This is a genomic window from Nocardioides mangrovi, assembly GCF_020073815.1.
Lineage (GTDB): Bacteria > Actinomycetota > Actinomycetes > Propionibacteriales > Nocardioidaceae > Nocardioides > Nocardioides mangrovi.
Genome location: NZ_JAIQZJ010000003.1, coordinates 216,799 through 236,099 on the forward strand (window position 1 = coordinate 216,799; position 19,301 = coordinate 236,099).

Consider the following 19,301-nt stretch of genomic DNA (forward strand, 5'->3'; position numbering starts at 1 on the left):
TCGCGTGACACTCGGGAGATGGCCGACCCCGACCGGGTGGCGGACGCGTTCCGGGCCGCCCCGCGCGTGTGGTTCCTGCCCGCGGGCGAGCGGCACCGCGCGGCGTACGACGGCCCGATCCCGATCGGCCACGAGCAGACCAGCTCCCAGCCGCGCACGGTCGAGGCGATGCTGCGGCTGCTGGACGTGCGGGCCGGGCAGCGGGTGCTCGACGTCGGCTCCGGGTCGGGGTGGACGACCGCGCTGCTCGCGGCGCTGGTCGGGCCGGACGGCACCGTGCTCGGGCTCGAGCGGGTGCCGGAGCTGGTCGCCTTCGGCCGCGAGAACCTCGCGCGCGGATCCTGGCCGTGGGCGCGGATCGACCCGGCCGACCCGGACCGGCTCGGCGACCCCGCGGGCGCGCCGTACGACCGGGTGCTGGTGTCCGCGGAGGCGGGCGAGCTGCCCGGCGACCTCGTCACGCAGCTCGCCCCGGACGGGAGGATGGTGATCCCCGTCCGGGGCGAGATGCTGCTGGTCGAGCCGACCGCCGGTGCGCCGCGGGTCACGACGCACGGGCGCTACCGGTTCGTGCCGTTGCGGTGAGCCGGTCGGCTCAGAGCGCCCGGCTGCTGGTCGCGTAGGCCTGCGCCTCGAACGCTCGCCAGTGCGACTCGTTCACGTACCGCCACGTGCCGCTGACCGTGTAGTCGGACTGCCAGTGGCCGCGGAAGCAGACGGTGTGGGTGCACACGTGGAACGCGTTGCCGCTCACCGGGCCGCTGCCGATCAGGTTGTGGTCGATGTGGACGTGGTTGACCGAGCCGTGGGCGTAGCCGAACTTGACGCTGAGCCCGCTGTGGTCGCGCCCCATGTAGGAGCCGACGTACGGCGTGATCACGCTGGTGCTCACCGAGAAGGCGGTCCAGTGCGAGGACCCGCCGTGGCGCCAGAAGCCCTGGATGTGCTTGTCGGTGACCCACTGGCCCTTGGTGCACCAGCCGCCGTGACAGGTCTCGTGCCACATGCCGTTCGAGACGTGAGCCCCGCCGAAGGACTGGCTGCCGACCATGAGGTGGGTGACCTGGTTGCCGTGGAAGGTCAGCGACACCAGCCGGCCGCCGTGGTCGACGCCGGAGTAGCTGCCGTTCGCCGGGATGACGCTGGCCGAGGCCGGGCCGCTGGTGGCCACGGTGATGCCGATCAGGCCGGCCGCACTCAGCAGCAGGGCGGCCAGCACGGACACGAGCTTGCGATGCATAGGGGCTCCTCGTGGTGGGGGATGGACAGCGCGAGCCCGAGCGGCACCGGTTGCCGACGCTAGGGCGCCGGCGGCTGTGGGTGTGTCGGGTTCCTGACACACGGCCGAAACATCCGCTCCGGTCCAGACAGATGCGCGTCCGGTCCTGGTCACCCCCGAGTCACCCCGCACCCCTATCCTGCGCAGGTGACCGACACGCACCCGTCCTCCCGGCCGATGCCCGAGGAGCTGATCCGGCTCGCCTCGGCCGACAACTTCCGCGACGTCGCCGGCACCGGCACCGGCTACCCGGTGGCCGGCGGTCGGATGCGGCGCGGGATCTTCTTCCGCTCCAACGAGCTCCAGCTGACCGCAGCGGACGCCGGTGCGCTCGCCGACCTCGGCGTCGCGATCATCCACGACCTCCGCAGCTCGATGGAGGTCGACGCGCACCCCGACGCCGAGGTGCCCGGCGCGACCTGGCAGCACGTCGAGGTCACCGGCATCCCCACCGAGATGGTGCAGGGCCTCGCCGACGCCGGGGCGGCGGCGCGGGTGATGCGCGAGGTGTACGACGCTTTCGTCGTCTCGCCCGCGGCCCGCGCGTCCTACGCCCGGCTGCTCACCGACCTCGCGACCGGCCCGCTGCCGCAGCTCTTCCACTGCACGGCCGGGAAGGACCGGACCGGCTGGGCGTCCGCGCTGCTGCTGGAGGTCGCCGGCGCCGACCGCGCGACGATCCTGGCCGACTACCTCCTCACCAACGACGTCTCCGCCGCAACCCGGACGAAGTACCTCGGGATGATCGAGGAGCACCTCGGCCCGGACGCCGTGGCGGTCTACGAGCCGACGATGGTCGTGGACGAGTCCTACCTCCAGGCGGCCTACGACAAGGTCGCCGAGCACTACGGCTCGGTCGACGGCTACCTCCGCGAGGGCCTCGGCCTCGACGACGAGGTCCTCGGCGCGATTCGCAGCCGACTCGTGGCCTGAGCCCCACACTGGTCAGGTGACCCGACCTGCGTACGCCGCGCGCGAGGTCGGCGCCGTCTGCGCGGTGCTCGCCGCGGGTCTCCTCGCCCTGTCCGCCCGCTACGGCCCGCACCGCGACGAGCTCTACTTCGTGGTCGCCGGGCACCACCCCGCCTGGGGCTACCCGGACCAGCCTGCCGTCACGCCCCTGGTCGCCGCGCTCGCCGACTCGATCGCGCCGTCGCACCTGGTGGTGCTGCGGGCCGCGAGCATCCTGGCCGTGGTCGGCGTGGTGCTGCTGGCGGTGCAGCAGGCCCGGTTGCTCGGGGCGCAGCGCGCGGGCCAGGTGCTCACCGCCGCCAGCGTCGGCTTCTCCGCACTCGTCCCGGGGCTCGGGCACCTGCTCTCCACCGCGACCTTCGACCTGCTCGCCTGGACCGCGGTGCTCGTGGTCGTCACCCAGTCGCTGGTCGACGACCGACCGCGCCTGTGGCTGCTCGCCGGCGCGATCGCCGGCGTCGGCCTGAACAACAAGCACGCCGTTGCCTTCTGCCTCCTCGGCGTCCTGGTCGGCGTCGCGGTCGTCCGCGAGACCCGAGCGGTGCTGCGCACGCCGTGGCCCTGGCTGGCAGGCCTCCTGGCGCTGGCGATGTGGCTGCCCAACCTGGTCTGGCAGGCCCGCCACGACTGGCCGGTCTTCGCGCTGTCCGCCGACATCGCCGACGAGTACGGCGGGGTGGGCGGCCGGATCAGCATGGTGCTCGAGGCGTTCATCATGTTCAGCCCGCTCATCGGGATCGTCTGGATCCTCGGCATCGTCCAGCTGCTCCGCCGCCCGGAGTGGGTCCGCACCCGACCGGTCGCGATCGCGTTCCTGGTGGTGCTCGCCGTCTTCCTGGTGACCGGCGGCAAGGGCTACTACCTCGCCGGGCTCGTCCCGCCGCTGATCGCCGCCGGCTGCACGGTCCTCGCGGCCTCCCGCTCGCGTCGGGGCGTGACTCGGCTCGGGGCCGTGCTCGTCGCCTCGGCCGCGGTCGCCTACCCCGCCGTCCTGCCGGTCCTGCCCGCCGGGACCTTCGCAGGCTCCCCCTGGGAGCAGGTCAATGACGACCAGCTCGACACCATCGGGTGGCCGGGCTACGCCGACCAGGTGCGCGCCGTCGTCGACGGGCTGAGCCCCGAGGACCGCCGTACCGCGGTGATCTTCACCGGCAACTACGGCGAGGCGGGCGCGATGTCCTGGTACGACGTCGGGCTGCCGGTCTACAGCGGCCACAACGGCTACCGCGCCTGGGGCCCGCCGCCCGACTCCGCGTCCCCGGTGGTCGTCGTCTACCAGGGCTCGCCCGCGGGCGACTTCGAGGGCTGCACGCTCGAAGCCCGGCTGCGGAACTCCGCCGGCGCCGACAACGAGGAGGTCGGCGCCGGGGTCTGGGTCTGCGACGGGCCGGCCGGCTCGTGGTCCGAGGCCTGGCCGGACCTGGTGCACTACGACGCGTGATCTGCGTCGTCGTCCGGCTCCTCGGCGATGATCCGCATCTTCATGGTGTCGGTGAAGGTGACCTCGACGGTCTCAAAGCCCTTGTGGCGCTGGGCTCTCGCGTACCCGATGTAGGCGCGGCGGTCGGCGTCGGTGAGCTCGACGTGGTCGGTGAAGGGCGTCAGCAGGGCCCGCGGCCAGAGCCGTCGCTCGAGCACGACGTTGACCTCGATGCCGAGCACACCGATGACGGCGGTCAGCCAGATCAGCCCGATGAGGCCGAGGACCAGGCCGAAGGTCTGGTTCATCTGGCTGGTCTCGGTGAGCACGTTGGTGACATAGGCGGTGCCGAGCTTCTGCAGCCCGATCCACAGGAGCGACGCGGTGACGGCACCGGGCACGGAGCCGCGCCAGATGTTGTGGCTGCGGGCCGCGCCCACCCGGAAGAGCAGGGTGAGGACGGCGGTGTTGACCACGACGGTCAGCAGCGTGATCGGCCACCGGTAGGAGGAGATCGAGTCGCCGAGCACGTCGGTGTTGGCGGCGAGGGTCGAGAGCACCGAGATGACGAGCACCGCGACGCCGGCGGTCATCAGGAGGAGGAGGCTCTTGAGCCGGAGCAGCACCGGGTTGGGGCGGCTGTTGCGCGGCACCGACCAGGCGATGTTGAGGGCGTTCTGGAGTGCCTGTCCGAGCCCGAGCGCGCCGTACAGCGCCACGAGGCCACCGACGACGATCGCGGCGGTCGAGCCGGTCAGGCCCTCGGGGGTGCCGAGCTGGTCGCCGATGATCGGGAACTGCGCGAGCGCGGAGTCCAGGAGGTCCTGCGCGCGCTCGGGGTTGCCCTGGAGGAAGAAGCCGAGGATCGAGGAGCCGAGCAGCAGCAGCGGGAAGATCGCGATGAACGCGTAGTAGGTGATGATCGCGGCGAGGTAGTTGCCCTGGTCGTCGAAGTACTTGTAGATCACCGCGAGCGGGTAGCCGAGCACCGAGAAGCGGCGTTGCGTCCGGTCGACGGCATCGATCGCTCCCACGACCGACAACCTATCCGGGCTCAGCCCGCCGGCGGCTCCACGACCGTCAGGTTGCCGTCCGCGTCGGTGGTGAAGAGCTCGATCCCGTCGGTGACCGCGGCCGCGTCGGCGCCCAGGGCGACCGCGATCTTGTTGGTGGCGTTGCGGGTGACGTCGAGGATCACCTCGACGACCTGCTCGGGCGTCAGGTGCTCCTCCGCGGCGTCGGCGACCTGCTCCGGGACGGCGTACGGCGACCAGATCATCGCGTCGGTCAGCGCGAGCGCCGCGCGCGTCGCCTCGGGGAGGTCGCTGGTCTCGTGGTGGTCGACGGCGGCGAACGTGTCGTCGCCGGCGCCCGCCTCGAGCGCGGCGAGCGAGCGGCGGGACTTGCACAGCCGGCAGTCGTGCTGGCGCGCCCCGCGGAGCCGGACCAGCTCGGTGACGACCGGGTCGAGGGTGTCGAGCCGGGCCACCTCGCGCATGAAGTCCTCGAGCAGCGGCCAGAGCTCGACCGGCTCGATCCGGGGCAGCTGCTCGCTGGTCACCGGGCCGAAGAGCTGCATGCACATGGCGGCGACCCGCGGCCAGTAGTCGTCGACGTAGATCGCCTGCACGACCTCGAACGCCGTCGGCCCGGTCGCCTCCAGGAAGCGGCGTCGCAGGTCGTCGTCGATGATCGAGACGTCGACGCCGAACTGGTCGGCGAAGAGCTCCACCCGCGGCTCGGTGAGGTCGAGGTCCAGCGCGCGTCGGGCCTCGAGGACGGCGGCCATGACGACGGCCACGTCCGGGGCGTAGCGCTCGATCGGCGGGAACACGGGCTCACACTAGGGCGACGGGGCCGGGGTCGGGGAGGGTCGGCATCTCGAGGCCGGTACGCCGGCCGACCAGCGCCGCCCGGGTCACCGACGCGGAGCCGAACCGGCCACGGACGAGGTCGAGGGCCGCGTCGAGGCCGGACTCGTGGACGACGTCGGGGAAGAGCGGCAGCTCGAGCTGCTGGGACCGGCCGTCGACGAGGCCGGAGATGGTGACCCCGAGCAGCGTGCAGCCCCGCTCGTCGATGAGAGGCCAGGCGACGTCGAGCAGGCGGCGGCCGGTCTCCAGCCAGGTCGCGGTCGCGGCGCTCGAGTGGGCGAGGGTGGCCGAGCGGGTGGCGCGGCCGAAGTCGTCGAAGCGCAGCCGCAGCGTGAAGGTCTGGCCGATCCGCTCCCCGGCCCGGAGCCGGCGGGCGACCCGGTCGACCAGGCCGGCGAGCAGTGCCTCCAGCTCCGGCCGGCTCTTCCTCTTCCCCGGCCGGCCGATGGCGGCCTGGGAGCCGATCGAGCGGCGCCGTCGGCCGACCTCGACCGGGCGCGGGTCGAGCAGGTTGGCCAGCGCCCACAGGTGCCGCCCGGCGGCCTTGCCGACCGTGGTGCGCAGCTCGGCCTCCTCACGAGCGGCCAGCTCGCCGATGGTGCGGATGCCGTCGGCGTGCAGCTTGGCGGCGGTGATCGCCCCGACGCCCCACAGCCGCTCGACCGGCAACGGGTGGAGGAAGGTCTCCTCGCCCTCGGGGTCGACCGCGAGCAGGCCGTCGGGCTTGCTCACCGCGCTCGCGACCTTCGCGAGGTACTTGGTGCGAGCGATCCCGACCGAGATCGGCAGACCGACCTCGTCCCTCACCCGGCCGCGCAGCGTCGTCGCGATCTGCTCGGGCGGACCGACGAGGCGGCGCAGCCCGCCGACGTCGAGGAACGCCTCGTCGATGGAGATCCCCTCGACCAGCGGCGTGGTGTCGTCGAAGATCTCGAAGACCTGCTTGCTCGCCTCGACGTACGCCGAGAAGCGCGGTGGCACCACCAGCGCGTCGGGGCAGAGCCGCTGCGCCTCCCGCCCGCCCATCGCCGAGCGCACGCCGTAGGCCTTGGCCTCGTAGCTGGCGGCCAGGACCACCCCGCCGCCGACGATCACGGGCCGGCCGCGCAACCGCGGGTCGTCGCGCTGCTCGACCGAGGCGAAGAACGAGTCGAGGTCGGCGTGCAGGATCACCTTGCCATGATCGAACATGTGTTCGATCATGGCAAGCACCCGACGCGTCGCGGGAGTTTCATCGGCCGGCCGATGAAACTCTCTCGATCCGCTCAGTAGGACTTCGGCAGCCCCAGCGAGTGCATCGCGACGAAGTTGAGGATCATCTCGCGGCTGACGGGGGCGATCCGGCCGGCGCGGGTGGCGACCAGGAGGCCGGCGACGCCGTACTCCTGGGTGATGCCGTTGCCGCCGTGGGTCTGGACGGCCGCGTCGGCGGCGTTGCAGGCGGCCTCGGCGGCGGCGTACTTGGCCATGTTGGCGGCCTCGCCCGCGCCGAACTCGTCGCCGGCGTCGAAGAGCGCGGCGGCCTTCTGGGTCATCAGGCGCGCCATCTCGGTCTCGATGTGCACCTGCGCGAGCGGGTGCGCGACCGCCTGGTGGGAGCCGATGGCGCCCTGGAAGACCGTGCGCTCCTTGGCGTACGACGTCGCCTTGCCCAGCGCGTAGCGGGCCAGGCCGGTCGAGAACGAGGCGGCCATGATCCGCTCGGGGTTGAGTCCGGAGAAGAGCTGTGCGAGGCCGCCGTCCTCGTCGCCCACGATCGCGTCGGCCGGCAACCGGACGTCGTCGATGAAGACCTGGAACTGCAGCTCGGGGCTGACGATCTCCATCGGGATCGCCTGGTACTCGAAGCCCGCGGAGTCGGTCGGCACGACGAAGAGCACCGGCTTCACCTTGCCGGTCCTGCTGTCCTCGGCCCGCGCCACGACAAGCACGTTGTCGGCCTCGTCGACGCCGGAGATGTAGATCTTGCGGCCGTTGAGCACCCACTCGTCGCCGTCCTTCCGGGCGGTCGTGGTGATGTTGTGGGTGTTGGTGCCGGCGTCCGGCTCGGTGATCGCGAAGGCCATCGTGCCGGTGCCGTCGCAGATGCCCGGGAGCCAGCGCTGCTTCTGCTCAGGCGTGCCGTACTTGGTGATGATCGTCCCGCAGATGGCCGGGCTGACGACCATGAGCAGCAGCGGGCAGCCCTGCGCGGCCAGCTCCTCGCAGACCGCCGCGATGTCGCCGATGCCGCCGCCTCCGCCGCCGTACTCCTCGGGGATGTTGATGCCGAGGTAGCCGTTCTTCCCGATCTCCAGCCAGAGCTCGGTGGTCTTCTCGCCGGCGCGGGCCTTCTCGGTGAACCACTCGCGGCCGTACTTGCCGGCCAGCCGGGCCACGGCCTTGCGCAGCTCCTGGCGCTCCTCGGTCTCGCTGAACGTGCTCACTCCTGCTCCTCCACCACTGCTAGGACCTCCCCGGCGGCGACCTGCGCGCCGGGCTTCACGTCGATCTCGGTGACCGTGCCGGCGTACGGCGCGCTCACGGTGTGCTGCATCTTCATCGCCTCGAGCACCAGCACCTGCTGCCCGGCCCCGACCCGCTGGCCCGCCTCGACGGCCACGCTCACGACCGTGCCGGGCATCGGCGCGAGCAGGCTGCCACTGGCGACCTGGTCGGCCGGGTCGACGAAGCGCGGCACCCGGGTCAGGTGCACGTGGCCGCGACTGCTGTCGACGTCCACATCCGCGCCGTTGACGGTGATCGAGTAGGTCGTGCGCACCCCGTCGGTCTCCAGCGTGACCTCCGCCGGACCGGCGGCGACGACCTCGTGCCCGTCCACGGCGTACGCGCCGAGCCACTCGACCTCGGCCTCCTCGAAGACCGTCCGCTGCGGCTGCGACACCACGTTGCGCCACGCGACCGGGATGCCGCGTTGGACGGTACGACGCTCCTTGGCCTGCTCGGCCAGCGCGATCGCGGCCGCCACCGCGGCCCCGGTGGTCGAGGAAGGCGCGCCGGCCCCTGTCTCGAAGCCCTCGAGGAAGTCGGTCGACACGTCACCCGCGATGAATCGCGGGTCGCGCAGGATCGCGACCAGCTGGTCGCGGTTGGTGACCACTCCGTGGATCCGAGCCCGGGACAGGACGCCGGCGAGCTTGCGGGCCGCCGCGTGCCGCGTCGGCGCGTAGGCGATCACCTTGGCCAGCATGGCGTCGTAGTGGGTCGACACCTCGCTGCCCGACTCGAAGCCGGCATCCACGCGGATCCCGTCCTCGAGCGGGATCTCGAACGTGGTCAGCGTGCCGCTCTGCGGCTGGTAGTCGGCCGCCGGGTCCTCGGCGTACAGCCGCACCTCGATCGCGTGGCCCTGCGGCGCCCCGGCCCGGACCCCGAAGGCGTCGGCCTCGGCCGCGATGAGCTGGAGCTCGACGAGGTCCGTGTCGTGCACCAGCTCCGTGACCGGGTGCTCGACCTGGAGCCGGGTGTTCATCTCCAGGAAGAAGAACCGCTCGGCGGACGGGTCGTAGAGGAACTCCACGGTGCCCGCGCCGCGGTAGCCGACCGCCTCGGCCGCCTTCCGGGCCGCCTCGTGCAGCCCGGTGCGGACCTCGTCGGGCAGGTCCGGCGCCGGCGCCTCCTCGACGACCTTCTGGTGACGGCGCTGGATCGAGCAGTCCCGCTCGCCGAACACGCTCGTCCCGACGACCTGGACCTCGACGTGCCGACCGCGCTCGACGTACGGCTCGACGAAGACGGTCCCGTCGCCAAACGCCGACAGCGCCTCCGCCTCGGCCTTCGCGATCTCGCCGGCCAGGTCCTCGAGGCGACGGACGACGCGCATCCCGCGACCACCACCACCGGCGGATGCCTTCACGAGCAGCGGCAGGTCGGCCTCGGTCGGCTCGGCCGGCGCCTCGAGCACGGGTACGCCGGCGGCCTTCATGATCTCCTTGGCCCGGATCTTCGAGCCCATGGCCTCGATCGACTCGGGCGTCGGCCCGACCCAGGTGAGACCGGCGTCGACGACGGCGCGGGCGAAGTCGGCGTTCTCGGACAGGAAGCCGTAGCCGGGGTGGACCGCGTCGGCCCCCGCGCGACGGGCCGCGTCGAGAACCAGGTCGATCCGCAGGTAGGTCTCGCCCGGCGCGTTGCCCGGCAGGCGTACGGCGGTGTCGGCCTCGCGGACGTAGGGCAGATCGGCGTCCGCGTCGGAGTGGATCGCGACGGTCTCGATGCCGAGCGCGTGGCAGGTCCGGAAGACGCGGCTCGCGATCTCGGCCCGGTTGGCGACCAACAGTCGCTTGATCATGGCCGGAACACCCCGAATCGGTCGGTGCCCACGATGGGCTTGTTCTCGATCACGGACAGGCAGATGCCCAGCACCGTGCGGGTGTCGCGCGGGTCGATGACGCCGTCGTCGTAGAGCATCCCGGAGAGGAAGAACGGCAGCGACTGCTCCTCGACGGAGGCCTCGATGAAGGCCCGCATGCCGGCGTCGGCCTCCTCGTCGTACTCCTGCCCGCGACCCTCGGCCGCCGCGCGCGCGACGATCGAGAGCACGCCGGCGAGCTGCGCCGGGCCCATCACCGCGGACTTCGCGGAGGGCCAGGTGAAGAGGAAGCGCGGGTCGTAGGCGCGGCCGTTCATGCCGTAGTTGCCGGCGCCGTACGACGCGCCCATGATCACCGTCAGGTGCGGCACGGTGGAGTTGCTGATCGCGTTGATCATCATCGCGCCGTGCTTGATGATCCCGCCCTGCTCGTACTCCTTGCCGACCATGTAGCCGGTGGTGTTGTGCAGGAAGAGCAGGGGCGTGTCGGTCTGGTTGGCGAGCTGCACGAACTGCGTCGCCTTCTGCGCCTCCTCGGAGAAGAGCACGCCCTGGGCGTTGGCGAGGATGCCGATCGGGCGACCGTGCAGCTTCGCCCATCCCGTGACCAGCGAGGTGCCGTAGAGCGGCTTGAACTCGTCGAAGACGGCGCCGTTCGTCGGGGAGACCCCGTCGCACAGCCGGCGGATCACCTCGCGCGGATCGAAGGGCTCCTTGAGGTCGGCCGGGATCAGGTCGAGCAGACTGTCGGGGTCCTCGTCCGGCTCCGCGTACGCCGACGGCGCGGCCGTGGCCTTCTGCCAGTTGAGCCGGGCCACGATGCGGCGCCCGATCCGGATCGCGTCGAGCTCGTCCTCGGCCAGGTAGTCCGCGAGGCCCGAGGTCCGGGCGTGCATCTCGGCGCCGCCGAGCGACTCGTCGTCGGACTCCTCGCCGGTCGCCATCTTCACCAGCGGCGGGCCGCCGAGGAAGACCTTCGCCTGCTCCTTGACCATCACCGTGTAGTCGGACATGCCGGGCACGTAGGCGCCGCCGGCCGTGGAGTTGCCGAAGACCAGCGCGATCGTCGGCTCCTTGCGCGCCGAGGCGCGGGTGAGGTCGCGGAAGAGCTTGCCGCCCGGGATGAAGATCTCCTTCTGGGTCGGCAGGTCAGCACCGCCGGACTCGACCAGCGAGATCGTCGGGAGGCCGTTCTCCTCGGCGATCTGCGCGGCCCGGAAGATCTTCCTCACCGTCCACGGGTTGGAGGCGCCGCCCTTGACCGTCGGGTCGTTGGCGGTGATCAGGCACTCCACGCCCTCGACGACGCCGATGCCCGTGACGACCGAGGCACCGACGGTGAAGTCCGAGCCCCAGCCCGCCAGCGGGGAGAGCTCGAGGAAGGCGGAGCCCTCGTCGACGAGCAGCTCGATCCGCTCGCGGGGCAGCAGCTTGCCGCGCGCGTGGTGGCGTCCGGCGTACTTCTCCCCGCCGCCGGCGACGGCCTTGGCGTGCTCGGCGTCGAGGTCGGCGAGCTTCTCGAGCATGGCCGTGCGGTGGTCAGCCACGCTCGACGACCTCCTTCATCCGCTCGAGGGTGGTGCGCATGCCGCGCTCGTTGGTGCGGCCGCGCAGCGCGCCGAGCAGCAGCCAGTAGAGGCGCAGGTAGAGCCGGGGCTCGAGCCGGAAGTACTCCGTGACCAGCGAGCCGTCGCCGTCCGGCTCGATGCGGTAGCCCCAGTTGTTGACGGTGATGTTGTCGGCGCCGACGCAGAACTCGAAGACCCGGCCGGGCTCGCAGGCGGTCACCGTGCAGAGCGTCCAGTACGTCGGGCCGACGCCGTTGCGCTTGACGTGTCCCTTGAACTGCGCGCCCTTCACCGGCCCGGTCGAGCCGCGTGTCCACTTCGCCTCGAAGGTCTCCGGCGAGAACTCACCGATGCGGGTCACGTCGCTGACGAGGTCCCACACCTGCTCCGGCGCGGCGTCCATCCGGAGCGTCACCTCGCCCTTCACGAGTGCCCCCTCATGACGCGTAGCCCAGCAGCTTGGCGGCTAGATCGGTCAGCACTTCGCTGGCCCCTCCTCCGATCGGCAGGATCCGGGCGTCGCGGTAGTGCCGCTCCACCTCGGTCCCGTGCATGTATCCCGTCCCGCCGTGCAGCTGGACGGCCTGGTCACAGACGTACGTCGCGCAGTCGACCGCGGTCTGCTTGGCGAGGCAGGCCTCGGCGACCACGAACTCTCCGGCCGCGTGCCGGCGCGCGACCTCGCGCGTGTAGGTGCGCGCGACCTCGACCTGTCTTCGCATCTCGACGAGCTTGTGCCGGACCACCTGCCGGCTGACCAGCGGCTTGCCGAAGGTGTCGCGGTCGCGGCAGTAGGCCGCCGTCAGCTCGAGCGACCGGCCGGCGATGCCGTAGGCGTGGACGGCGAGCGCGAGCCGCTCGACCACGAACTGCTGGGCGATCTGCGCGAAGCCGCTGTGCTCCTCGCCGACGAGGTTGGCCACCGGGACCCGGACGTCGACGAACGACAGCTCGGCGGTGTCGGAGCAGTGCCAGCCCATCTTCGACAGGGCCCGGTCGACGGTGAAGCCGGGAGTCCCCTTCTCGATCACGAGCAGGCTGACGCCGCCGGCGCCGGGGCCGCCGGTGCGGACCGCGGTGGTCACGAAGTCGGCGCGCACCCCGCTCGTGATGAAGGTCTTGGCGCCGTTGACGACGAAGTGGTCGCCGTCGCGGACCGCCGTCGTACGGACCGCTCCGACATCGGAGCCGCCGCCGGGCTCGGTGATGCCGAGCGCGCCGATCATCTCGCCGGCCAGCGTCGGCCGGACGAAGCGGTCGACCAGGTCGGCGTTGCCCGACGCAGCGATGTGCGGGAGCGCGATCCCGCCGGTGAAGAGCGCCGCCATCAGACCGGACGAGGCGCCCTCGGCGAACATCCCCTCCTGCAGGTCCACCGTGTCGAGCACGTCGCCGCCCTGCCCGCCGACCTCCTCGGGGAAGGAGATCCCCAGCAGGCCCTGCTTCGCGGCGGCGAGGTGGAGCGACCGCGGGATCTCGCCGGCGTCCTCCCACTCCTGGAGGTGGGGCGTCACCTCGCGGCGGGTGAACTCGGCGCCGAGCTCGTGGAGCTCCGACATCAGAGCAGCCCCTCCTGGACGTGGACGATCCGCGAGCGGACCCACTCGCCGAGGCCCTTGGCCTGCGGGTCGAAGCGGGTCGACGCGGCGACGCCGTCGCCGAGCAGCCCGCGGATCAGCACGTTGATGCCGCCGAGGTTGGGGAGCACGTGCACCTCGACCTCGAGCTCGGCGGCCTCAGGGACGAGCTCGCGGATCTTGCGCGGGGTGATCAGCTTGGTCAGCCAGGTGACCCGTGCGGCGTACTTGCCCGAGCCGTCGTGGACCACCCACAGCCCCAGGTTGGCGTCGCCGCCCTTGTCGCCCGACCGCGCGTGCACGAACGAGCCGAGCGGCGCGCGGCGAGTGAGGGTGTCCGGCGGGGCGGGGTAGGGCGAGGGTCGCAGGCTGTCGGTGTGCTCGGGGTCGGAGAAGTCGGTCGGGTCGGCGACGACCTCGCGACGGCCGTCCGCGTGCACGACGGTGTGGGTGACGGCCGAGCGCTCGACGTACTCCGCGCGATAGACGCCGTACGGCGCGGGCGCGGCCGGCGGCGCGGTCATCGTGAAGCCGGGGTAGGACGCGAGCGCGAGCTCGACCGCGGCGGCGGTGAAGCCGCGGCCGACCGGGTCGGGCTTCGGGTCCTTGACGGTGCAGCGCAGCAGGGCGGACGCGCCCTCCTCGGTGTCGGCGTCGGCGGGCGGCAGCGCGGTGCGGGTCCAGCTCACCTCGCTGGCGGTCAGGGACGGGGTCAGCTGCTCGCGGACCCAGTCGGCCTTGGCGTCGATGTCGAGGCCGGTGAGCACCAGCTCGACGGTGTTGCGGAAGCCGCCGAGCTCGTTGACGCAGACCTTGAGCCGCTCGGGCGGCGCCTCGCCGCGCACGCCCGCGACCGACACCCGGTCGTGCCCGACCTCGGCGAGCTCGATGGTGTCGAGCAGCGTCGTGACGTCGGGGTTGAGGTAGCGCGTGGACTGGATCTCGTACATCAGCTGGGCGGTCACGGTGTCGACCGTGACCGCGCCGCCGGTGCCCGCGTGCTTGGTGATGACGCTGCTGCCGTCGGCCGCGATCTCGGCGAGCGGGAAGCCCAGGGGGCTGCCGTCGTGGGGCAGCGTCGTGAAGCCGGAGAAGTTGCCGCCGGTCGCCTGGCAGCCGCACTCGAGCACGTGCCCGGCGACGACGGCGCCGGCCAGCTCGTCGTACGACGTCGGCGTCCAGCCGTGGTGCGCGATCGCGGGTCCGACCACGAGCGAGGCGTCGGTGACCCGGCCGGTGACGACGATGTCGGCGCCCTCGCGCAGCGCGGCGGCGATGCCGAAGCCGCCCAGGTAGGCGTTGGCGGTGAGTGCACCCTCGAAGCTCAACGCACGTACGTCGTCGCCCTCGACGTGGGCGATGGCGGGGTCGAGCCCGAGCCCCTGCGCCACCTCGCGCAGCTTGTCGGCGAGGCCGGCGGGGTTGAGGCCGCCGGCGTTGCTGACGATCCGCACGCCCTGCTCGAGGGCGAGGCCGAGGCAGTCCTCGACCTGGCGCACGAAGGTCTTCGCGTAGCCGAGGGACGGGTCCTTCATGGTGTCCTTGCCGAGGATGAGCATGGTCAGCTCGGCGAGGTAGTCGCCCGTGAGGTAGTCCAGCTCGCCGCCCTCGAGCATCTCGCGCATCGCGGAGAGCCGGTCGCCGTAGAAGCCGGAGCAGTTGCCGATCCTCACGCCTTGGCCCGCCCCTCACCCGAAGGGCCGGCGAAGGCCTGCGCGATCCGCAGCCACTGCTCGGCGTCGGTGCCGCTCGCGACCAGGTCGGTGTCGTCGCGATGGACCCGCTGGGTGACGAGCAGGGCGAAGTCCCACGCCGAGCCGGTCACCGTCTGCGCGGCGCCCTCCGGACCCCATGACCACTGCTCCTCCGAGGGCGACACGAGGTCGACGCGGAACTCCTCGGCCGGCGGCGCGAGCTCGTGCACGGAGAACGCGAAGTCGCGGGTGCGGACGCCGAGGTGCGCCACGTGGCGCACCCGGTCGCTCTGCTCCGGGTCGATCCCGAGTGCCTCGTAGACGTCGAGCGCGTGGGCCCACGTCTCCATGAAGCGCGCGGTGGCCATCGACGCCGGCGACATCGGCGGGCCGAACCACGGCATCCGCTCGCCGGACGGGTAGTCGCGCAGGGCGCGGCCGAGCCCCTCGCGGGCGGCACCCCACCGGGCGAGCAGCGCTTCCGGGGCGAGCCGGGCTACCTCCAGGGCCGCCGCGTCGACGTACCCGTCGGGGTCCTGGAGCGCCTCGAGGACGACGGCGTCCCAGGCCTCCTTGCCCTCGGGCGTCCGCGCCCCGGCGGCGAGCACCGCCATCTCGTCGGTCCAGGCCAGGTGCGCGACCTGGGTCGCGACGGTCCACCCGTCGGCGGGGGTGGCGGTCTGCCAGCCACCCTCGTCCAGGCCGGCGACGGCGGTCCAGAGCCGGTCGCCCTCGACCTTCAGGTCGGCCAGCAGGTCGTCGAGCAGGCTCATGGGATCTCCCTCTCCAGCACCTCGGCCCAGCGGTCGAGGATCCGCCCGCGGCGGCGGGCGTCGTTGCCGATCGTGTTGGCCAGGCCGAGACCGCGCACCAGGTCGAGCGTGGCCTGGACGAGCTCGCGGTTGCCGGGCACCGACTCGTCGATGCCGAGCAGCTCGACGGTCAGCCGGTGGGTCTCGCGGCCGACCCGCTGCTCCAGGGGAGCGACGGCCGCGAGCAGGGCGGGGTCGGTGCGGGCGGCGTTCCAGAGCTCGAGCGCGGCCGCGAAGACCGGACTGGCGAAGTGGTCGCCGAGCACCTGCAGCACCGCGCGGGTGTGGCTCGGACCGATCGGCAGCGTGGCGGCGGCCTCGGCGAGCTCGGCGCCCCGCTTCTCGGTCAGGTGCTCGACCGCGGCGACGACGAGGGCGTTCTTGGTCGGGAAGTGGTGGAGCTGGGCACCCCGGCTGACGCCGGCCCGCTCGGAGACCAGGGTGGTCGAGGTCCCGGCGAAGCCGCGCTCGACCAGGCAGTCGACGGTCGCCTCGAGCAGCCGGGCCCGCATCGCCCGGGTCCGCTCCTCCTGCGGCACGCGGGCGGACGCGGGAGAGCTGGCCATGCCCGTCAGCATGGTCGGTCACCAACAAACAGTCAAGCCTGACTTTTTCTTGTACGGGGGCCTGCGGACACGACCGGACAGCAGCGGACATGGGACGGCGCCCGGGACCACGTGGGTCCCGGGCGCCGTACCGGTGCTGCTGGGTGCTGCTTCGTGCTGCTGGCTACGACGTGACGTCGACCAGCGTGATGGCGTCGGTCTCCGGGTAGGACAGGAAGCCGAGGTAGTGGCTGTCGGCATCCAGGCCGGACCACGACACCGTCACCGACGTCTCCTCGTTCTGGGTGACCGGGACCGGGTTCGGGGTGACCGTGAGGTCGCCCGCGGTGGTCGTCGGGTCGATGTCCCAGAAGTCGAAGTCGTACGGGATCGGCGACCCGGAGGCCCCCGGCGCGTAGCCGTCGATCTCGACCAGGTAGGTACCCGGGTCAGGATCCTGGAGCGTCACCGCCTCGTCGCCCGAGGCGGTCGCCGACGAGCCCACCTCGGCCGTGATGTCGGCCTGGTCGCAGGAGTCGCTGGCGTAGACGTACATGTCGATGTCGGCGTCGGCGTCCACCGCGTCGACCTCGAACCTCGCGAGCGAGCTGTCGGCGGCGACTGTCACGCACTCCATGTTGTAGTCACCCGCCGCGACCGAGTCCGACTTCGTGTCGGACTCGGCCATCCCGTGGGTCCCGATGTCCAGGTTGCCCGTGAAGCCGGCCGTGATCGCCACGTCCTCCGAGCCGGAGGTGCCGGTGCCGGAGACCGTGCCCGGAGCGTCCACGCTCAGCGGCCGCAGGGCCACCGGGATCCGGACCGAGGTCGGGCCGGACAGCGTGACCGCGCCCTGGGAGTAGTCGCCCAGCGCGGCGTCGTCCCGGGTGAAGGTGAAGGTGACCTCCTGCAGGTCGTTGACCCGCTTGGACACGATCTTCTTCACGCTGGTGTGCATCGTGAAGCCCGGGACCCCGCCCTTGATCGTCCAGGTGCCCGCACGGGACGCCCGGAAGGTGCGGGTGAAGGACGTCTCGCCGGTCACCGAGCCGTCGGCCATCGACGGGACGTTGACCTGCTTGGCGTCGACCGGGTCGACACCGATGTCGTAGCCCAGGCTCTGGATGAAGCCCTGCCACTGCGTCGCGCCGGAGGTAACGAACAGCCCCGGGTCGAACATCTTCTTGGGGCTGACCTCGCCCGACCCCTGCGCGAGCGCGTCGGTCGACGCCTTGCCCGCGGCGGTCTTGGTGGGCGTGGCCGTGGTCATCAGCGCCGACTTGATCTCCGCCGGCGTCCACATCGGGTGCTTGCTCTGGATGAAGGCGGCCAGACCGGTGATGTGCGGAGCCGCCATCGACGTGCCGGAGTAGAGGTCGTACTTGCGGCCCGAGTTGGACGGCGGCGCGACCGCGGCGAGGACGCTCACGCCCGGCGCCGAGATGTCCGGCTTGAGCAGGTCACCACCGGCGAGCGGCGTCGGGCCGCGCGAGGAGAAGCCCGCGACCTGCGGCAGCGGGGTCTTCGTGCCGGTGACGTTGCCGAGCTTGAACGACGCCGTGGCCTTGTTGCCGGCCGAGGCCAGGTAGTTGTAGACCTTCGGGCCGTCGGTGTCGGAGATGTGGATCGTCGGCACCGAGTGGAAGTCGGCGTCGAGGCTGTTCTCCGACGGGTTGATCAGCACCATGCCGATGCCGCCGGCACGCTTGACCTCGGCGCTCTTGGCGACCCGGTCGTAGACGCCACGCGCACAGACCACGATGTCGCCGGAGGCGTCCCCGAGGGTGTCGGGGCCGCAGAGCTTGGCGTCGTCCTCGTCCGCACCCTCGGCCATCACGTCGGTCGAGGCGACGAGCGGCTTGTCGGTGAGGGTCTTGTCGCTGATCGAGGCGCCGACGATCTTCTTGCCGTTGCCGAGCACCAGCGTGTTCTCGAAGTTGACGTAGGTGCTGGCGGCGACGGTGGTGATCCACGGGGTCGCGTTGTCGAGCGTCGACGCGGACGGACCGCTGTTGCCGGCCGAGGCCGAGATGAAGACGCCCGCCTCGGCGGCCCCCTCGAACGCAGCCTGGATGGAGTCGAGGTCGGCGCTCGCCGAGCCGCCGATCGAGTAGTTGATCACGTCGACGCCGTCGGCGACGGCCTGGTCGATCGCCTGGACGATGTCGGGCGTCGTGCACGAGCTCTTGTCGGGGTCGGCGGCCTCCCAGCAGACCTTGTAGACGGCGAGCTTGGCGGCCGGCGCCATGCCGACGACGGTGCCGAACTTGCGGCCCTCGACGGTGACGTTGTCGACCTGCTCGCCGGCCGCGGTGCTGGCGGTGTGCGAGCCGTGGCCGCCGCCGTCGCGCGCGGAGTCCTGCTCGTAGGGCGACCACTCCGACGGCGGGACCGTCGCGGTGAAGCCGTCGCCGTAGTAGCGGGCGCTGATGATCTTGGTGGTGCAGTCGGTGGCGGCCCAGCCGTCACCGGCCTCGCACTCGCCGTGGAAGTAGGTGCCGTCCGCCTTCTCCATCGTGGTGGCGGTGCCGGTCTGAGAGATGTCCCACGCGGTCTGCGGCTTGGTCGTCAGCTTCGCGCCCTTGAACGACTTGGACTCGGGCCAGATGCCGGTGTCCAGGTCGCCGATGACGATGCCGGCGCCGGCGTTCTTCTGGCCGCCGTGCTTGGCCCAGGCGCCCTTCTTGCCGTTCATGCCGAGGAAGTCGGCTGTGTTGGTCGACGTCACGTGGAGGCTCTCGGACCGGTCCACCAGCAGCACCCGGCTGTCGGTCGCCAGCGACTGGGCCTGCTTGGCGCTCAGGTCGGCGACGAAGCCGTTCGTGGCCATCGTGAGGTGACCCGCGGCGGTGGCGCCGACTGACTTCGCGACCTTCGTCTGCGTGTCACGGAGGTGGCTGGAGTAGGCGGCGACCGCTGCGGACCGGGAGTTGAAGCTTCCGGTCCGCGAGTACGTCGCGGCGTACTTCGGGTTGGCGCCCTTGTAGCCCGAGGCCGCTGGGGCCTTGAGCGTGACGATGTAGCGGCCAGCGGTGAGCTGGCTGAGCGGGGCCTTCACCGCAGGGGCGGTGGAGGCGGCCGTCGCCGGCGAGGCGGCGACGAGCATGCTGGTCACGACCGCACCGGCCGCGAAGAGGCCGGCGGCATGCCGGACCGGCCTCGGGATTCGAACTGGCACCTAGGGCTCCGTCCACGAGAGTTGCCGAGAGGATCGCGCCCTCCCCCGATGGTGGACGGGCACGTGGCGT

General features: G+C 71.9%; 16 protein-coding genes. 3 read left to right on the forward strand and 13 right to left on the reverse strand.

All coding sequences use genetic code 11. The features are described 5' to 3' along the window. The first annotated feature begins 18 nt into the window (after window positions 1-18). The gene (locus K8U61_RS07670) at window positions 19-585 is read left to right on the forward strand and encodes a protein-L-isoaspartate O-methyltransferase family protein (protein WP_224122409.1); all 567 of its coding nucleotides are present in this window, start codon (window positions 19-21) and stop codon (window positions 583-585) included. 10 nt (window positions 586-595) lie between these two features. Here K8U61_RS07670 and K8U61_RS07675 read toward each other — a convergent pair whose 3' ends face one another. After that, window positions 596-1,240, reverse strand: a complete 645-nt coding sequence (locus tag K8U61_RS07675) for a hypothetical protein (RefSeq protein WP_224122410.1) — start codon at window positions 1,238-1,240, stop codon at window positions 596-598. Window positions 1,241-1,426: 186 nt separating this feature from the next. Between K8U61_RS07675 and K8U61_RS07680 the strand changes: the two genes are divergently transcribed. Next, window positions 1,427-2,212, forward strand: coding sequence for a tyrosine-protein phosphatase (locus K8U61_RS07680; protein WP_224122411.1), 786 nt, complete (start codon window positions 1,427-1,429; stop codon window positions 2,210-2,212). 16 nt (window positions 2,213-2,228) lie between these two features. Continuing rightward, window positions 2,229-3,692, forward strand: a complete 1,464-nt coding sequence (locus K8U61_RS07685) for a glycosyltransferase family 39 protein (protein ID WP_224122412.1) — start codon at window positions 2,229-2,231, stop codon at window positions 3,690-3,692. On the opposite strand, the gene K8U61_RS07690 is transcribed toward K8U61_RS07685, so the two are convergent. The 12 genes from K8U61_RS07690 to K8U61_RS07745 all read right to left on the reverse strand — a co-directional run bounded on the left by K8U61_RS07690 (window position 3,680) and on the right by K8U61_RS07745 (window position 19,159). Next, the gene (locus K8U61_RS07690) at window positions 3,680-4,705 is read right to left on the reverse strand and encodes a YihY/virulence factor BrkB family protein (RefSeq protein WP_224122413.1); all 1,026 of its coding nucleotides are present in this window, start codon (window positions 4,703-4,705) and stop codon (window positions 3,680-3,682) included. The genes K8U61_RS07685 and K8U61_RS07690 overlap by 13 nt on opposite strands. A gap of 20 nt (window positions 4,706-4,725) precedes the next feature. Further along, entirely contained in the window at window positions 4,726-5,505 is a 780-nt protein-coding gene (locus tag K8U61_RS07695; protein ID WP_224122414.1) for a carboxymuconolactone decarboxylase family protein, read from the reverse strand. A 4-nt stretch (window positions 5,506-5,509) separates the two neighbouring features. Further along, window positions 5,510-6,736 carry a DNA polymerase IV gene (gene dinB / locus K8U61_RS07700; protein ID WP_224122415.1) on the reverse strand — a complete coding sequence of 409 codons (1,227 nt, stop codon included), beginning with the start codon at window positions 6,734-6,736 and terminating at the stop codon, window positions 5,510-5,512. Window positions 6,737-6,810: 74 nt separating this feature from the next. Further along, on the reverse strand, window positions 6,811-7,971 hold the full coding sequence (locus tag K8U61_RS07705; RefSeq protein ID WP_224122416.1) for an acyl-CoA dehydrogenase family protein: 1,161 nt from the start codon (window positions 7,969-7,971) through the stop codon (window positions 6,811-6,813). Then, complete coding sequence (locus K8U61_RS07710; RefSeq protein WP_224122417.1) at window positions 7,968-9,836, reverse strand: ATP-binding protein; 1,869 nt, start codon at window positions 9,834-9,836, stop codon at window positions 7,968-7,970. The genes K8U61_RS07705 and K8U61_RS07710 overlap by 4 nt, the downstream gene beginning before the upstream one ends. After that, the gene (locus K8U61_RS07715; RefSeq protein WP_263426870.1) at window positions 9,833-11,383 is read right to left on the reverse strand and encodes an acyl-CoA carboxylase subunit beta; all 1,551 of its coding nucleotides are present in this window, start codon (window positions 11,381-11,383) and stop codon (window positions 9,833-9,835) included. Before K8U61_RS07715 ends, K8U61_RS07710 begins: the two co-directional genes overlap by 4 nt. Window positions 11,384-11,396: 13 nt before the next feature. Next, window positions 11,397-11,852: an SRPBCC family protein gene (locus tag K8U61_RS07720; protein WP_224122419.1), complete on the reverse strand. Its 456-nt coding sequence runs from the start codon at window positions 11,850-11,852 to the stop codon at window positions 11,397-11,399. Window positions 11,853-11,862: 10 nt separating this feature from the next. Continuing rightward, window positions 11,863-12,984 (reverse strand): acyl-CoA dehydrogenase family protein, encoded by a 1,122-nt coding sequence (locus tag K8U61_RS07725; protein WP_224122420.1) that lies wholly within the window; start codon window positions 12,982-12,984, stop codon window positions 11,863-11,865. Beyond that, window positions 12,984-14,675: an acyclic terpene utilization AtuA family protein gene (locus K8U61_RS07730; RefSeq protein ID WP_224122421.1), complete on the reverse strand. Its 1,692-nt coding sequence runs from the start codon at window positions 14,673-14,675 to the stop codon at window positions 12,984-12,986. The genes K8U61_RS07725 and K8U61_RS07730 overlap by 1 nt, the downstream gene beginning before the upstream one ends. Then, complete coding sequence (locus K8U61_RS07735) at window positions 14,672-15,469, reverse strand: TIGR03084 family metal-binding protein (RefSeq protein ID WP_224122422.1); 798 nt, start codon at window positions 15,467-15,469, stop codon at window positions 14,672-14,674. Before K8U61_RS07735 ends, K8U61_RS07730 begins: the two co-directional genes overlap by 4 nt. Then, window positions 15,466-16,074, reverse strand: a complete 609-nt coding sequence (locus K8U61_RS07740) for a TetR/AcrR family transcriptional regulator (protein WP_224122423.1) — start codon at window positions 16,072-16,074, stop codon at window positions 15,466-15,468. Before K8U61_RS07740 ends, K8U61_RS07735 begins: the two co-directional genes overlap by 4 nt. A 163-nt stretch (window positions 16,075-16,237) precedes the next feature. Next, on the reverse strand, window positions 16,238-19,159 hold the full coding sequence (locus K8U61_RS07745; protein WP_224122625.1) for a S8 family serine peptidase: 2,922 nt from the start codon (window positions 19,157-19,159) through the stop codon (window positions 16,238-16,240). Between the last annotated feature and the right edge of the window lie 142 nt (window positions 19,160-19,301).

Bases quoted from the DNA above. Each gene is read 5' to 3' on its own strand.
- K8U61_RS07670 (WP_224122409.1), top strand. From the start codon at position 19: ATGGCCGACCCCGACCGGGTGGCGGACGCGTTCCGGGCCGCCCCGCGC.
- K8U61_RS07675 (WP_224122410.1), bottom strand. From the start codon at position 1,240: ATGCATCGCAAGCTCGTGTCCGTGCTGGCCGCCCTGCTGCTGAGTGCG.
- dinB (WP_224122415.1), bottom strand. From the start codon at position 6,736: ATGTTCGATCATGGCAAGGTGATCCTGCACGCCGACCTCGACTCGTTC.
- K8U61_RS07710 (WP_224122417.1), bottom strand. From the start codon at position 9,836: ATGATCAAGCGACTGTTGGTCGCCAACCGGGCCGAGATCGCGAGCCGC.
- K8U61_RS07715 (WP_263426870.1), bottom strand. From the start codon at position 11,383: ATGCTCGAGAAGCTCGCCGACCTCGACGCCGAGCACGCCAAGGCCGTC.
- K8U61_RS07725 (WP_224122420.1), bottom strand. From the start codon at position 12,984: ATGTCGGAGCTCCACGAGCTCGGCGCCGAGTTCACCCGCCGCGAGGTG.
- K8U61_RS07735 (WP_224122422.1), bottom strand. From the start codon at position 15,469: ATGAGCCTGCTCGACGACCTGCTGGCCGACCTGAAGGTCGAGGGCGAC.
- K8U61_RS07740 (WP_224122423.1), bottom strand. From the start codon at position 16,074: ATGGCCAGCTCTCCCGCGTCCGCCCGCGTGCCGCAGGAGGAGCGGACC.
- K8U61_RS07745 (WP_224122625.1), bottom strand. From the start codon at position 19,159: ATGCTCGTCGCCGCCTCGCCGGCGACGGCCGCCTCCACCGCCCCTGCG.